This is a genomic window from Streptomyces sp. YIM 121038 (genome assembly GCF_006088715.1).
Taxonomy (GTDB): domain Bacteria; phylum Actinomycetota; class Actinomycetes; order Streptomycetales; family Streptomycetaceae; genus Streptomyces.
Genome location: NZ_CP030771.1, coordinates 3,637,754 through 3,651,361, shown reverse-complemented (window position 1 = coordinate 3,651,361; position 13,608 = coordinate 3,637,754). Strand labels below are relative to the sequence as shown.

Here is a 13,608-nt window from a genome sequence, read left to right as displayed (position 1 = left end):
GCGGTGACCGCCGTCACGGATCACACCGACCACGCCGACCGGCCCGAAGACCCGGCCTCCCGCGCGCGGGAGGCCGACGGCATCTGGGACGACGGCCTCATCGCACGGCGGGCCGGGGCCGGTGGCCATGGCTCCCCTGGGGGCGACGATTCGGCGGGCACGGGCTCTACGGGGACGGGGGACCGGGGCCCGACAGGGGGCGAAAGCCCGTCCGCCTACGGGACGTCCTCCCCGCACGCGCACTCCTCCGGCTACGAGAAGGCCTACGACCACGACGGCCCCTACGAGGCAGCCGCCGAGGCGACCGCCCTCTACGAAGGGCCGCTGCGGGCCCGGCTCGACGCACTGCGGGAGCTGATCGGCCTCTCCAGGACGCGGCTCGACAGCGCCACGCTCGCCGAGGCGGGGCGCGTCCTCGACGAGGCGGCGGCCCGGCGGCGGCTGTCCGACCGGCACACCGTCGTGGCCATCGCCGGGGCCACCGGCAGCGGCAAGTCGACGCTGTTCAACGCGCTCGCGGGCGTGATGATCTCCGAGACCGGCGTCCGCAGGCCGACCACGGCCGCGCCCATCGGGTGCAGCTGGACGGATGGCGCCGCGGGCCTGTTCGACCGGCTCGGCATTCCGGGTCGGCTGCGCAGAAGGCCCCTCCCGGGGACCGACGCCCAGGCCCTGGAGGGGCTCGTCCTCGTCGACCTGCCCGACCACGACTCGGCGGCCGAGGACCACCGGCGGCACGTGGACCGCATCCTCCGGCTCGTGGACGCCGTCATCTGGGTCGTCGACCCGGAGAAGTACGCCGACGCGGTCCTGCACGAGCGGTATCTGCGGCCCATGGCGGGCCACGCCGAGGTCATGTTCGTCGTGCTCAACCAGACGGACCGGCTCCCCGGGGACGCCGCCGACCAGGTGCTCGACGATCTGCGCAGGCTGCTCGACGAGGACGGCATCGCCCTGGGCGAGCACGGGGAACCGGGCGCCGCGGTGCTCGCCCTGTCCGCGCTGACCGGCGACGGCGTCGGAGATCTGCGCGAGGCGCTCGGGCAGTTCACGCGCGAGCGGCGTGCCGCCGCGCGCCGCGTGGAGGCGGACCTGGACGCGGCGGCCGCGCGCCTGCGCCCGGTGTACGCCGCCGACGCGGGGCCCGCCGTCGGCCGGGGGCGGGTCGGGCTCAGCGAGGAGGCCCGCGAGGAGTTCGCCGACCGGCTCGCGGAGGCGGTGGGCGCCACCGCCGTGGGCCAGGCCGCCGAGCGCGCCTGGCGCAGGCACGCCAACAAGGCGTGCGGTACGCCCTGGCTGCGGCTGTGGCGCTGGTACGAGGCGCGCCGCTCGCCGTTCGGGTCGATCGTCGCGCCCGTGACCCGCGCCCCCGTCGACGAGGAGGCCACGGCACGCGCGCGCGTGGAGCACGCCGTGCGCACGGTCGCCGACGAGGCGGCGACGGGGTTGCCCACGCCCTGGGGACAGGCCGTGCGGGAGGCGGCGGCACGCGGCGCCGAGGGGCTGCCCGAGGCGCTGGACGAGCTGGCCGTGCGGGCCGGGCTGCCGCGGGGGCGCCCGCCCCGGCCCGGCTGGTGGCCGGTCGCGGTGTTCGCGCAGGCGGTGATGACGCTGCTCCAAGTCGTCGGCGGGCTCTGGCTGGTGGCGCAGATCGTGGGGGTCGCGACGCCGAACCTGGGCGTGCCCGTGCTGCTGATGCTCGCGGGCATCCTGGGCGGCCCCGGGGTGGAGTGGCTGAGCCGGATGGCGGCACGCGGACCCGCGCGCCGGTACGGCTTCGAGGCGGAACGCAGGCTGCGGGAGGCGGCCTCGGGGTGCGGCCGGGCACGGGTGCTCGACCCGGTGGCGGCGGAGCTGCTGCGGTACCGCGAGGTGCGGGAGCAGTACGTGCGGGTGGCTCAGCGGGGGTGAGGGGCCGGGGCCGGGGGCCGGCCGAGGGCCGGGGCCGGGGCCCGGGCGGGAAGCGGAGGGCCTCCGTCGGGTGACGGAGTTGTCCACAACCCGTGGGTACGGCACAGCGCTCAGCGGGCCCGGCCGGACCGGCGCAGTCTGGATCTGCGGTCGTCGCGACCGCCGCCGACGCGGGAGAGGCCCGCACGCGGTGTGCGAGGGAGGGGCCCGACGATGAACGACACGATGATCACGGTGGTGGGGCGGGTGGCCACGACACCGGTGTTCCGGGAGCTGCCGTCCGGCCCGGTGACACGCTTCCGGATCGCGGTGACACCCCGTCACTTCGACCGCGCGCGCAACGAGTGGGCGGACGGGCACACCAACTTCTTCACGGTCTGGGCCCGAAAGGCCCTCGGCCTGAATGTGCAGAGCTCGCTGTCGCTCGGCGAACAGGTCATCGTGCAGGGCAGGTTGAAGATCAAGGACGAGGAGCGCGGCGGCCAGCACTGGCTGTCGGTGGACATCGACGCGCACGCGATCGGTCACGACCTGGCGCGGGGGACGTCCGCGTTCCGCCGCGGCAGGGCGCCGGCCCAGGCGCCGATGGAGCGCGAGCCCGCTTGGGAGTCCCCCGCGGAAGGGGCCGACCCGGGCGCCGAGAAGGCGAGCGGCGCGGTGGCGGATGCCACGGCCACGGTGCGGGCGGAGCCCGAAGCCGCAGCCGACGCCCACCCGGAACCGGCCGCGGTCGGCTGAGGCGCCGGAAGGCCCGGCCCCGCGTCCAACGCCCGCCGTCCCCCTGTGAAATGAGGGGAACGGAACCATGGATTTATCGATAAGCCCAGCTCAACGGGGGCGTTGCCGATAACGATTCCGATTCGGATCGGTTGTCGGACGGTCGTACTGGGAACGGCGATGCGTCGCGTCTTTAGGATTCCGGGCGTGGCTGCGTGGGTCAGTTGATGCCCGAGTGGAGCGCTCGGCAGGTGACTCTGCTCGCTCTGAGTCTGCTGGCGGGACCCGTCCCCCCATGTGAATCGGTCCTGCCCGGAGGGGAATTCTGTGATTGCTGCGTTGTCCATACGGGGCCGGGGTGCCGCGCGCCTCGCCGCCGCGCTGGTCGCGTCCGGGCTCGTCTCGGCGGGCGCGACAGCCACCGCGGCGGCGGCCGTGGCGACGGACGCCCCGCCGTACCGGGGCGGGGCCACCGCCACGCTGGACGGCCTGACGACCTACAGCCAGGCCGTCATCCGCGAGGACGGCGAAAGCCAGCGAATCCCCGCGGGCCTCTTCGAGATGTCCGTGGACAACGGCGGCACCCTCCAGACGTACTGCGTCGACCTCCACAACCCCACGCAGAAGGACGCGCAGTACAAGGAGACCCCTTGGCGCGGCACGTCCCTGCACGCCAACCGCGACGCGGGCAAGATCCGCTGGATCCTCCAGCACTCCTACCCCCAGGTGAACGACCTGGCGGAGCTGGCCCGCAAGGCGGGCGCGGGCTCGCTCACCGAGGAGACGGCCGCGGCGGGCACCCAGGTGGCGATCTGGCGCTACTCGGAGAAGGCCCAGAAGGCGGAGAAGGCGAAGGGAGCGGAGCGGGCGGGCAAGTCGCACGGGACGGGCCGGACCGCCGGGGTCGAGGTGGAGGCGGTGGACCCGCGGGCCGAGAAGCTCGCGGACTATCTGGAGCGCAGCGCGCGCACAAGCCCCGAGCCGAAGGCGTCGCTGACCCTGGAGCCGCCCGCCGTGTCCGGCCGCGCGGGGGAGCGGCTCGGCCCGGTGACCGTGCGGACGGGCGCGGACAGCGTGACCGTCATACCCCCCGCCGACCCGGCGAGCGGCGTGCGGGTCGTCGGCAAGAACGGCAAGCCGGCGAAGTCGGTGTCCGACGGCGGCAAGCTGTACTTCGCCGTCCCCAAGGGCACGCCGGACGGCATGGCCTCGCTGGAGGTGCAGGCGTCCACGACCGTGCCGGTCGGGCGGGCCTTCACCTCCGAGACCAGGAGCCAGACGCAGATCCTCGCGGGCTCCAGCGAGTCGACGGTGGCCGCGACGGCGACCGCGCACTGGGCGCGCAAGGGCCCGATACCGGCGCTGTCCGCGGAGAAGAACTGCGCGGAGTCCGGCGTGGACATCACGGCGAGCAACAAGGGCGACGCGCCGTTCACCTTCAGTCTGATGGGCGCCAAGCACACCATCAAGGCCGGTGAGTCACGCACGGTGACGATTCCGCTCCAGGAGGACCAGGCCTACGACTTCACGATCACCGGGCCCGGCGGCTTCGAGAAGCGCTTCAGCGGAGTGCTCGACTGCCGGACCGAAGCCGGTGCGGTCGTCGGCGTCGGCGGCAAGGCGCAGCCCGCGCCCCAGCCGAGCCCCGCGTCGGCGGGCGGTACGTCCGGGGGCGGTGACCTCGCGGCGACCGGCGGGTCGAACGCCACGCCCCTGATAGCAGGGCTCGCGATCGCCCTGGTCGTGGTCGGCGGCGGCGCGGTGTTCCTGCTCCGCAAGAAGAACGACCCGGCCGGGACCGACAAGGCCACCCCGACCGAGGAGTAAGCACATCGTGACCACCCTGCCACGGTGTGTGCCACCGGCCCCGGGTCCACCACCCGCACTCCTGACGGGTGGCCCCCACGGGTCGGGCGGGCCGCACGGCTATCCGGTTTTCTCCGGGGGGTAGCCGTACGGCAAGATGGGGTGTTTCTGCCGAGCCCGACCATGCGAACGGCCCCTGACCAGCGGGAGAACCGCCAACCAGGGGCCGAGCACGGGCCGTGGGCCGTCTGGGGGCCGTCAGGCCGCCACCGGGAGCTCCGGGGCCGGGCGGATCCGCTGGAACACGGCCGACACGGCAGCCCGAGCCTTCTCCTCGCTGCTGGGGAGGAGATGGGTGTAGATCTTCAGCGTGAACCCGGGGTCGGAGTGCCCGAGGTAGGTGCTCAGCGCCTTGATGCTGCCTCCGCCCTCCAGGACCATCGAGGCGTAGAAGTGCCGCAGCGCGTGCATGCCGTCGTCCGGGGCGGCGGCGTAGCGCTGGCCCGGCTTCCTGGGGGGAATCACACCGGCATGAGCCAGGGCGGGCTTCCACACGTGATCGTCAAAGTAGCTGCGCCAGATGGCCTTGCCCACGCCGCTCGTAAAGATCAGCTTCCGCGTCACCAGCGGTCCGTCCGGCGTCTTCCACGGCAGCTTTACGTCGACGGGTGGGAACAGCTCCATGTGCTCACGCAGCCCCGCCCCCACCACCGGACTGAGCGGCGCGTCCCGAAGCTTGCCGCGCTTGGGCGGGGCGAAGACCAGGACGCCGCCCACACGCTTGATCTGCTGTCGGACGTGCACCCAGTCGGTGTCGAAGTCCACGTTGTCCTCGGCAAGGCCGAACACCTCACCTTGGCGGAGCCCGCATCCGCCGCCAGCGTCCACAGTGGCGGCGTACCGCGGGGGCATCCCTTCGCGAACAGCCACTACCCGCTCTTCGGGCCACGGCACGATCAGTCGGTCTTCAGGGATCGGAGACTTGACCGACTGGGCATGACAGGGGTTCGACCTGATCACGCGATCGTCTACGGCAGCGTTGAAGAGCGACGACACCGAATCGTAGATCGCACGGCGGTAAGTCCCGTTCGGCACCGCTAGCTGAAGCTGGTTCAACCAGGTGCGCATGTGCTCGGGTTTGAAGGATCCCATGGGGCGCGTGCGCAGATAGGGAACGGCATGTAACCGGATGCGTCGGCACACGACTTCACGGCTGCCCAGATCGGTTGTCAGTCCGCCTAGGTACTTCTCGGCGTATTCCCCGAACGTGATCTGTCCGGCCTTTGGGTCGATGAACTGCCCCGCGTCCATGTCCGCTTCGATCCGCGTTAGCCACTTCTCGGCAAGCCGCTTCTTGCCGTCGGCGTAGCTCTTGGACTTCTCGGTGCCGTCGGGTCCGATGTAGCGGGCCCGGTAGCGCAGGCCCGTGCCGTAACGGTCGCTTCTGACCCTGATCTCCTTGCCGTCGGCGTCGGTCTCGGTCTTGTACCAACGGTCTTGGACATGGCCAGCCATCGGGGCTGACTCCCTTCTCGGTAGCAGGGCGCGGTGGGACCTGGTGGCGCCCGTCCGGCCGGTTTCGGGGTGTGCTGGACCGGGCCCGCTACTTGCTACGGGCCTGATCACTGGGGGTTTGGGCTGCTAGTGGGCCTGCTACCGGTAGCGGGTGCGGGTGCTATCGGTAGCGCCCTCCGGTGGGGTTTCAGGGAGGTGGAGACAGGGGTCTCGGTTGGCTTCCTGAGGGGGCTTCCGGGAGTGCTGGGGGCGTGCCTCCCTGCCTCCCTGAGGGGCTGTTTGCGCTGGTCAGGTGGAGGGAGGCGGAGCAGGGAGGTGGTCAGGGAGTTCTCCCTGGCTCCCTGGGGTGGCGGGTGGTGCCTCCCTGCCGCTCGCGGTGCCCGCCGGGGCGCGGTGGGGGAGGTGGAGACGGGGGCCCGAAGCGGCCGTCTGAGGGGGTTTCGGGGGAGCTCCGGCGGGGCCTCCCCCGCCTCCCCCTGGGGGTGTTTCCGCAGGTGGCTGCGGGGGAGGCGGCCGAGGAAGGTTCGGGGGGAGTTCTCCCCCTTCCCCGGCCCGGCGGGTGCTGCCTCCCCCGCCGTCCGGGCCCGTTTCGGGCGTCTCGGCGGGTGGTGGTGCTAGGCGCTAGGTGGCTGGTCAGGGGGCGGATCGGCCGCTAGTGGGGGTGCTAGGCCTAGCAGGGGTGGGCGCTAGGCCTAGCAGCCGTTCAGGCCGCGTCGTTAAGGGCGGTCTGTTCGGCTTCCCAGGCTTGTACGGCGGCGGGGTTGAAGCGGAGGTAGCGGCCGACGCGGAAGCCGGTGGGGCCGATGCGTTTGCGGCGCCACTGGTAGACGGTTTCGACGCTGGGGAGGCTGAAGATGGTGACCAGGTCTTCGGGGGTGAGGTAGCGGTCCGGGAGGCCGCCGCGCAGGGTCTCGCGCGGATCGGTCGGCTCGTCGGCGGGGGGCATGGCGGTGGTGACTCCTCGTGTCCGGGATGCGGTGCGTGGGAGTGGTGCCGGTTGCCGTCCTAGAGAGTTGGTGTATTTCAGCGTCCGCAGCTTCCCAGCGTCCGCACGGCCGCGTTGTGGCAGGCCAGCGGGGGTGCGGGGTGCGGACGCTAGTGCGGACGCTGAGGACGCGGGGCGGCTGTAGCGTCCGCAGGTTTCGACGTGTCCGGGCCGCTGGTGTGCGGCCCGGCCCGGCAGGTGTTCCGGCTACGTCATGGCTGGTCGTGCGGGGTTCTGCCGTGCCCCGGCGGGGCCACCTCCGGCCAGAGCGGGCCCTGTTCGGGTGCGGACGCTGGCTCGTCCTCGTCGGGTGCGCGGGACAGGGTGAGGAGCTTGTGACGGGTCCGGTCGCGGCTACGCTGCGTGTCGTCGACCATGATTCCGATGGAGCGTAGGAGCGGGGCGAGGCGCTTGACGCGTCCGCTGGTGCGGGTGGCGTCCTTGGGCCAGTTCGGCGGGCGGACCAGTGGTGCGGGCAGTGTCTCGAGGAGCTGCCCGGCGGTGCCCTGCCAGGTGCCCGCCTGCTCCACCAGGCGGGCGATGGCCATGGCGAACAGGTCGCCTTCCAGGGCGTCGGTGGCGACGTTCGCCGAGGTGGCGAGGTAGTCGTTCAGGGTGTTCCAGCCCTGCGTCTGGTCGACTGCGGCCAGGACGCGGGCGAAGTCGGCCATGCGAGGCATGGACGCCAGCCGCACCCCCGGCAGGACCGCGAGGACACACGCCAGCACGTCGAACAGAGCGCCGAGCACGGCCGGACGGACCGCTTCGAAGGTGGCGTCCAACTCCTCTTCGGAGCGGCGGTGTTCGGAGTCGATGAGCTGCAAGTCCAGCAGGAGGACGCGTTCGGCCAGGTCCCCGGCGAGTGCCCCGGCGTCGATGGTGGTGAGGGCCAGCACCCGCTTGAAGGTGAGCACGACCACGTCGTCGTCGGTGTACAGGGCGCGGTCGACCACACCGTCACCGGTCACGGCCTTGCACAGGGTGTCCGAGAGCCACGGCGGGATCGTGCTCACGTTGTCCAGGCACAGGGCCCAGGAGCTGAACGCTTGGCGGGACCAGGCCTTTTCGTCGCGTGGCTGGCTGCGCTTGGCGGCCGGGGACGGGTCAATGAGGTTGATGAACATCTGCGCGGCCTTGGACTTGCCCGTGCCCTGCTCGCCCTTGCACACCAGGGCGGGGTGCGGGATGTCGGGAATCCAGGCCGCGACCAGCCACGCCACGAGCTGATGGAACGAGGGCTGGTCCATGTTGAGCAGGGCGTGCAGCTTGGCCAGTCCGTCGCCGTCCAGGACGGGGGCGGGCATCGGTGCCATGGCCCCGGAGCGGCGGAAGAGCACCGGGGCCCGCTCCACGACGTTCCAGCCGGTTGCGGTGACCTGGACCGCGCGGCCGTCGGCGCTGGCGAGGTCGACCACGATTCCGCCGGCGGGGTCGCGTCCCACGCGCAGGTGCACCGGTTCGGGGTCGCCGGAATCGGCGATGCCCTCCAGCACGGTCATGGCGTCCGCGAGCGCGGACTGCGAGGCGACTTCTCCGGGGTAGGCGTCGGCGAACTGCCGGGCCAGCCGCTGCCGCAAGCCGCCCTTGTTCCGCAGCGGCAGCGCGACGTTCGGCCCGTCCAGGGCGACCGCGTAGGGGCGGCCGTCGGGAGACGTCACGAACCGGTACTCCTCCCGCGCCATATCGACGATCCGGGCCGCCACGGGAGGCTTCTTGCCGCCATCGTCGCCATGGTCGGGCCGACGGCCGGTCGACCGGGTCCGATCGACGGCCGCCCGACTCGCGTCGGGTGTGGGGGTGTTCACCGGGTCGGCCGTGGTGTTCACGGCGCCGTTCACCGTGTTCACGGGTCGGGCCGATCCGTTCATGCGGCCGTTCATCGCGTTCACGCGCACACCGCCTCTCCAGTCGAGCCCGTGCACGTCCGCACTGGTCGGGGTGCGCGCAGGCAGTTCGGTCGGGCCGACGGGTGCTGTTCACGGCGGTCGTGGCAGGCCGATTGAGGCCGGTCAGGGGTCGACCGTCGGCCGGTCGGGTCGGGCGACCACACGGCCGTGAACGTCGGCTGGTGGGCGTGTGCGAGTCGGGCCAGCAGCCGCCAGAGGCCGAGCGTGAACGGCGCCGTGAACACGGCATGAGCGGCCGTGAGCGCGGGGCCATTGACGTGAACAGTCGGGGCGTCGACGGTCGGGGCGACGGGCGTCGAAGCGTCGTTGACGGGCGTCGACCGCAGCGCCGCGCACAGCACCAGGGCGAGCGAGAGCGGCAGCTGGTTGGCCTTGGCGTGGTTGCAGTCGACACAGGCCAGCATCAGGGAGGTGACCGACCACGAGCGCCACAGTGAGCACGGTGCCACGTGATCGAGGGTGGCCTCACTCAGGCAGGAGAACGGGCGGCGGCAGTAGGCGCAGCGCTGCCCGTGGCGGCGCGCGAGCTGTTCCTTGCGCACGCGCCGCCGCGCGGAGTTGAGGGGATGTCCGGGGCGCACGGCTACCACTCCGCCCGCAGGGGCCGCAGCCAGGTGCCGTCAGGGCCGGGCGGCGGGGTCAGGCCGATGGTGTAGCCGCCGGAGTCGGGGCGCACGACCAGCGGCGCGGGCTGACTGCGGTCGAAGCGCACCAGGTCGAACGCGAAGCGGCGGCGGTGGTAGTCGGGCAGGGCCTGCTTGTACAGCCACTCCCGCTCGCGGTCGCGGTCGGCTCCGCCGAGCTCTCCGCCCATCACCGCGCCCAGGCGGATCAGGGTCTCGGTCGGCACCGCCGTGGCGCCCTCGTGGATCGCGCGGGCCAGCAGCAGCTTGCGGCCGGGCAGTTCACGGAAGACCTCCGCCCGGTAGCGGTTCAGGCTGGAGAGGTACACCGCCGCGCCGACCTCCCCGGCCGTCATCGGCCGCGAGCGCGCTCCCGCGTACCAGAACGACAGGGCCAGCCGGTAGGCGAACCTGCGGCAGGTGGCCACCTCGGGCCACTCCACCGGGTCTCCGTCCAGGCCCTCGAACTCGGGCGTGTGCTCCGCGATTCCCGTTGGGCCCAGCGTGTTCACGGCGGCGGTGAGCGCCGCGTACAGGGCGTCGGTGCTGGGCACCGGAAGCGCGAGATCCTCCGCAGCCGTCTCGAACAGCGCGGCGGCTGCCTCGCCCACCGTCAGCTCCAGCCCGGCCACGGGGATGGTGGCGAAGGTGTCGCCGTCCCGGCGCCGGTCCATCCCTGAAAGGGAGACGACCGGCGCCGCAGCGGTCCGCACCTGCGTGTACAGGGCGTCCAGGGCAGTAGTGCTCATGCCTGCGCCTCCCGCTCAGCGGTGAGCGTGCACACCAGGGCTTCCAGGTCGTCGATACGGTTCTGAAGCGCCTTCACCGTCACCGGCGTCCGGCGGAAGCCGAGTTCATCGGGCGTGGCCCGGTACAGCGCGCACAGCAGTACCTGGTACATCTCGCTGGGACGGCCCGACTCGTGCTCCCAGCGGGACAGCTGTACCTTCAGCGAGGTCTCCGCAGCGATCTGCCAGCCCCAGTTCTCCGCGAGCAGACGCAGGGCCCGCACCGTCTTGTCCTGCGACCAGCCGCGCGCCAGCCGGGCGTGCCCCAACGGGGTGTTCGCGGCCCGCAGCGCCTGCGGCTGCGGGGGAACTGGTCCGTTGACCGTCACGGTCACCAGCGAAGGCGTCCGCTCGCGTTCCCTCGTGATGGTCATGCCGTCACCCCGTAGACCCGCTGGATGGCCTGCCCCACGCAGTACACGTACGTCGGGTCCATGTCCGTCACCGCCAGCCCCGCCGGGGCGCAGGCCTGCGGCCGCCGCTGGTACAGGGACAGGGCGTAGTCCGCGCGGTCGTCCAGGGCCAGCAGATCATTGGCCAGCACGGCGAAGCTCACGCTCTCCCGGACCGCAGCGTCGTCGTCCTCCAGCTCGGACCACAGCAGGTTCAGACCCGGCGTGAACAGCAGCAGGGCCAGCAGTTCACCGAACGACAGGTGCGAGCACACGTCCACGGTCACTCGCATGGGAGCTCCCGGCTCCGGGTCCCCGAGCACGTCCACGTTGTCCACCAGGCGGCCGACCGGGCCGCTCGCGACGATCGTGACCGGCTGCGCTGCCTCCGACACGGCCGGGATGCGCGCCGCGTTCTCCAGCGCGTCGATCCGCCGCTCCATACCGGAGATCGACTGCCGGATCTCCCGCAAGTGGTCCAGCAGAACGCCGAGTTCGCTGCGGGTGATCCCTAAGACCGCATCCTGCGCGGTGCCCTGCTCCATGACAGTTCCAGGCATGATGGAGGTACCCCTTCGAGGGTCGGGGAGCGGCTATCTGCTTGGCGGTAGGGAGCCGCTCCCTGCTTCTTCGCCCCGGCGTTGACCAGGGCCTTTTGTCGTGCGCTCGCCTTGTGGCGGTCGGCTTTGCATGCACTAGCGTGCACTAGTACACGCTAGTGCGCAACCCCTGAGTTGGAGTGCACTAGTTCGCTGTGGTGTGCGCCGGTACCCTCAGAGCATGACTGCCACAGGCTTGCCCAAGACGAAGGCGGAACAGGTCGCGGACGCGCTCCGCGAGGACATCAAGACGATGGAGCCCGGCCAGCAACTTCCGTCACAGAAGGACTTGGCTGACCGGTTCGGATTCGCGGGCCAAACCATCCAAAACGGACTGAACAAGCTGAAGGCCGAAGGGCTGGTCATCTCGGCCGGGAACCTCGGCAACTTTGTCGGCGATGGAACCGTGCCTCCGGCCGACGTGCGCGATGACATCAAGGAAATCCGCTCCCAGATTCAGATGCTGTCTGAACGGCTCGAAGCGCTGGAGAACCGCTCTCACTCTGGCGGTGCTTGATCTGGAACCAGAATGCGAGCACGGCGGCCTGTGACGTAAGTGACACTGAGGGGGGCAGTGAACCGAAGCAGGGGACATGTCCGGTGTCACCTTGCTGTCCCCTTCCCTGTCCCCCCGGGCCGCGGGTGAGACTCGGAGCGTAGGCACTCGGAGGAGGGCGTATGAGCGACGGCAGGCCCGCTTGGGCACGGCGCATTGCGGCCGAACGTGCGGCGCGCGACTGGTCCCAGCGAGACGCGGTAAGAGCGCTTCGTGCCCACGCGGACGGAGAACTTCCCGCAGATGACAGCCTGATCCGGCAGTGGAAGCGCTGGGAGTCTGGGCAGAGCCCCAACGAGTTCTACCAACCTCTGATCGCGGCGGTCTTCGGCACCGTGACGCACGCGCTCTTCCCCGCGCCGCCGCGTCGGGATGGAGACAGGGAAATCCTGGCCGTGAGCGGCATGGAGACACTGGAGATCGTGAGCCGTCTCAACCGGTCCGACGTGGACGCTGCCACGCTCGACGCACTGCGGATCACTACAGATCGGCTCTGTTCGGAGTACCCATTCATGCCGAGCGGACAGCTTCTCATCGAAGGCCGCCAGTGGCTCCGCCGCGTCGTAGAGCTCCACTCCAAGAGCCTGACGCTCTCGCAGCACCGCGAGGTACTGTCCCTGTCCGGCTGGCTAGCACTCCTCGTGGGGTGCGTGGAGTACGACATGGGCGACCGCCATGCAGCCGAGTCGACGCGCCGGGCCGCCCTGTCACTGGCAACCGAAGCGGACCATGCTGAAGTCGCCGGTTGGGCCCATGAGATGCGAGCTTGGTTCGCGCTCACGACGGGGGACTACCGCGGGGTCGTCGCAGCGGCACAGGCAGGGACAGAGGTGGCCGCCCACCAGGGCGTAGCCGTGCAGCTTGCCGCGCAGGAGGCCAAGGCATGGGCTCGGCTCGGGGACCGCCGACGGGTTGAGGTGGCGCTCGACAGGGGGCGCAACCTGCTCGAAGGGATGCCGCATCCGGAGAACCTAGACAACCACTTCGTGGTGGACCCCGCGAAGTTCGACTACTACGCGATGGACTGCTACCGCTTGGTGGGAGAGGACAAGCTGGCCCGGACGCTTGCTGAGGAAGTTCTCCGGGCAGGCACGGACTTCGACGGCACGGAGCGGGCGCCGATGCGCAACGCGGAAGCACGCGTCACGTTGGGCGTGACGGCCGCGCGGGAAGGTGACCTCGAACAAGCACTCATCCTGGGGGAGCGAGCTCTCGAAGGGGAGCGCCAGTCGGTTCCGTCACTCATCATGATCAGCCGCGAGCTTGCGGCGGAGATGAAGCGCCGTTACGCGTCCGAGCCTGCGACTCAGGACTACCTTGCGCATCTGCGCGAACTGGGGCAGACGGCCCCCGGCTTCCTGCCTCAGTAGCGAACAGTGTGGAGCGGCCTTCGGCCGCGCGACCCTTGGCAGCTCGCTGCGCTCGCGCGCGACAGTCGCCGTACCGCGCTGAGCATCGTCGCGCACGACCGGCCGTCGACGCCGCGAAGAGGCCACCCGGCGTCCGGGTGGTGGCCTCTTCGAGGCTCCCGGCGTGGGTTAGCGTCCGCAGCGTCCGCACCCCTCCATCTGCTGAGAGCTGCCCTGACCTGCTGAAACACGCTCTTGGTGACAGGGTGTGTCCGGACGCTGCGGACGCTAAACATTTTGTTTAGCGTCCGCAGGAACAGCGCAGGTCAGATGGGGTGAGCGTCGCCCGGCGGACGCTGCGGACGCTATTCCCTCTCAACTCTCTAGTAAGAGAAGAAGGAAGGCTCTCCAGGTACGGCGCGATCACGGTATGCGCGGTCGGTTCAAGCAAGAAGAGCAC

At 71.1% G+C, this 13,608-nt stretch carries 12 protein-coding genes; 5 read left to right on the top strand and 7 right to left on the bottom strand.

Going from position 1 to position 13,608, the window contains the following annotated elements:
- Positions 1–3 precede the first annotated feature (3 nt).
- The 3 genes from C9F11_RS15175 (at position 4) to C9F11_RS15165 (ending at position 4,455) form a co-directional block, all read left to right on the top strand.
- Positions 4–1,911 carry a YfjP family GTPase gene (locus tag C9F11_RS15175; protein ID WP_138966511.1) on the top strand — a complete coding sequence of 636 codons (1,908 nt, stop codon included), beginning with the start codon at positions 4–6 and terminating at the stop codon, positions 1,909–1,911.
- 213 nt (positions 1,912–2,124) lie between these two features.
- Positions 2,125–2,649, top strand: a complete 525-nt coding sequence (locus C9F11_RS15170) for a single-stranded DNA-binding protein (protein WP_138959804.1) — start codon at positions 2,125–2,127, stop codon at positions 2,647–2,649.
- A 324-nt stretch (positions 2,650–2,973) separates the two neighbouring features.
- Positions 2,974–4,455, top strand: coding sequence for a Cys-Gln thioester bond-forming surface protein (locus C9F11_RS15165; RefSeq protein ID WP_138966506.1), 1,482 nt, complete (start codon positions 2,974–2,976; stop codon positions 4,453–4,455).
- Between the two features lie 237 nt (positions 4,456–4,692).
- Here C9F11_RS15165 and C9F11_RS15160 read toward each other — a convergent pair whose 3' ends face one another.
- From C9F11_RS15160 to C9F11_RS15130, 7 genes are all read right to left on the bottom strand, one after another.
- On the bottom strand, positions 4,693–5,949 hold the full coding sequence (locus C9F11_RS15160) for a site-specific integrase (RefSeq protein WP_138959803.1): 1,257 nt from the start codon (positions 5,947–5,949) through the stop codon (positions 4,693–4,695).
- Between the two features lie 703 nt (positions 5,950–6,652).
- Positions 6,653–6,895 (bottom strand): helix-turn-helix domain-containing protein, encoded by a 243-nt coding sequence (locus tag C9F11_RS15155; RefSeq protein ID WP_138959802.1) that lies wholly within the window; start codon positions 6,893–6,895, stop codon positions 6,653–6,655.
- A gap of 251 nt (positions 6,896–7,146) precedes the next feature.
- Positions 7,147–8,781: an ATP-binding protein gene (locus tag C9F11_RS15150; RefSeq protein WP_249401745.1), complete on the bottom strand. Its 1,635-nt coding sequence runs from the start codon at positions 8,779–8,781 to the stop codon at positions 7,147–7,149.
- A 38-nt stretch (positions 8,782–8,819) separates the two neighbouring features.
- Positions 8,820–9,422, bottom strand: a complete 603-nt coding sequence (locus C9F11_RS15145) for an HNH endonuclease (protein ID WP_249401744.1) — start codon at positions 9,420–9,422, stop codon at positions 8,820–8,822.
- Between the two features lie 2 nt (positions 9,423–9,424).
- The gene (locus tag C9F11_RS15140) at positions 9,425–10,213 is read right to left on the bottom strand and encodes a hypothetical protein (RefSeq protein ID WP_249401743.1); all 789 of its coding nucleotides are present in this window, start codon (positions 10,211–10,213) and stop codon (positions 9,425–9,427) included.
- Entirely contained in the window at positions 10,210–10,626 is a 417-nt protein-coding gene (locus C9F11_RS15135) for an XRE family transcriptional regulator (RefSeq protein WP_249401742.1), read from the bottom strand. The genes C9F11_RS15140 and C9F11_RS15135 overlap by 4 nt, the downstream gene beginning before the upstream one ends.
- Positions 10,623–11,204 (bottom strand): hypothetical protein, encoded by a 582-nt coding sequence (locus C9F11_RS15130; protein WP_138959799.1) that lies wholly within the window; start codon positions 11,202–11,204, stop codon positions 10,623–10,625. Before C9F11_RS15130 ends, C9F11_RS15135 begins: the two co-directional genes overlap by 4 nt.
- Positions 11,205–11,424: 220 nt before the next feature.
- Between C9F11_RS15130 and C9F11_RS15125 the strand changes: the two genes are divergently transcribed.
- Together C9F11_RS15125 and C9F11_RS15120 are read left to right on the top strand one after the other, a co-directional pair.
- Positions 11,425–11,760, top strand: a complete 336-nt coding sequence (locus C9F11_RS15125; protein WP_138959798.1) for a winged helix-turn-helix domain-containing protein — start codon at positions 11,425–11,427, stop codon at positions 11,758–11,760.
- A 161-nt stretch (positions 11,761–11,921) separates the two neighbouring features.
- Entirely contained in the window at positions 11,922–13,169 is a 1,248-nt protein-coding gene (locus C9F11_RS15120; protein ID WP_138959797.1) for an XRE family transcriptional regulator, read from the top strand.
- The last annotated feature ends 439 nt before the right edge of the window (positions 13,170–13,608 follow it).

Bases quoted from the DNA above. Each gene is read 5' to 3' on its own strand.
- C9F11_RS15140 (WP_249401743.1), bottom strand. From the start codon at position 10,213: ATGAGCACTACTGCCCTGGACGCCCTGTACACGCAGGTGCGGACCGCT.
- C9F11_RS15125 (WP_138959798.1), top strand. From the start codon at position 11,425: ATGACTGCCACAGGCTTGCCCAAGACGAAGGCGGAACAGGTCGCGGAC.
- C9F11_RS15160 (WP_138959803.1), bottom strand. From the start codon at position 5,949: ATGGCTGGCCATGTCCAAGACCGTTGGTACAAGACCGAGACCGACGCC.
- C9F11_RS15130 (WP_138959799.1), bottom strand. From the start codon at position 11,204: ATGCCTGGAACTGTCATGGAGCAGGGCACCGCGCAGGATGCGGTCTTA.
- C9F11_RS15135 (WP_249401742.1), bottom strand. From the start codon at position 10,626: ATGACCATCACGAGGGAACGCGAGCGGACGCCTTCGCTGGTGACCGTG.
- C9F11_RS15170 (WP_138959804.1), top strand. From the start codon at position 2,125: ATGAACGACACGATGATCACGGTGGTGGGGCGGGTGGCCACGACACCG.
- C9F11_RS15120 (WP_138959797.1), top strand. From the start codon at position 11,922: ATGAGCGACGGCAGGCCCGCTTGGGCACGGCGCATTGCGGCCGAACGT.
- C9F11_RS15155 (WP_138959802.1), bottom strand. From the start codon at position 6,895: ATGCCCCCCGCCGACGAGCCGACCGATCCGCGCGAGACCCTGCGCGGC.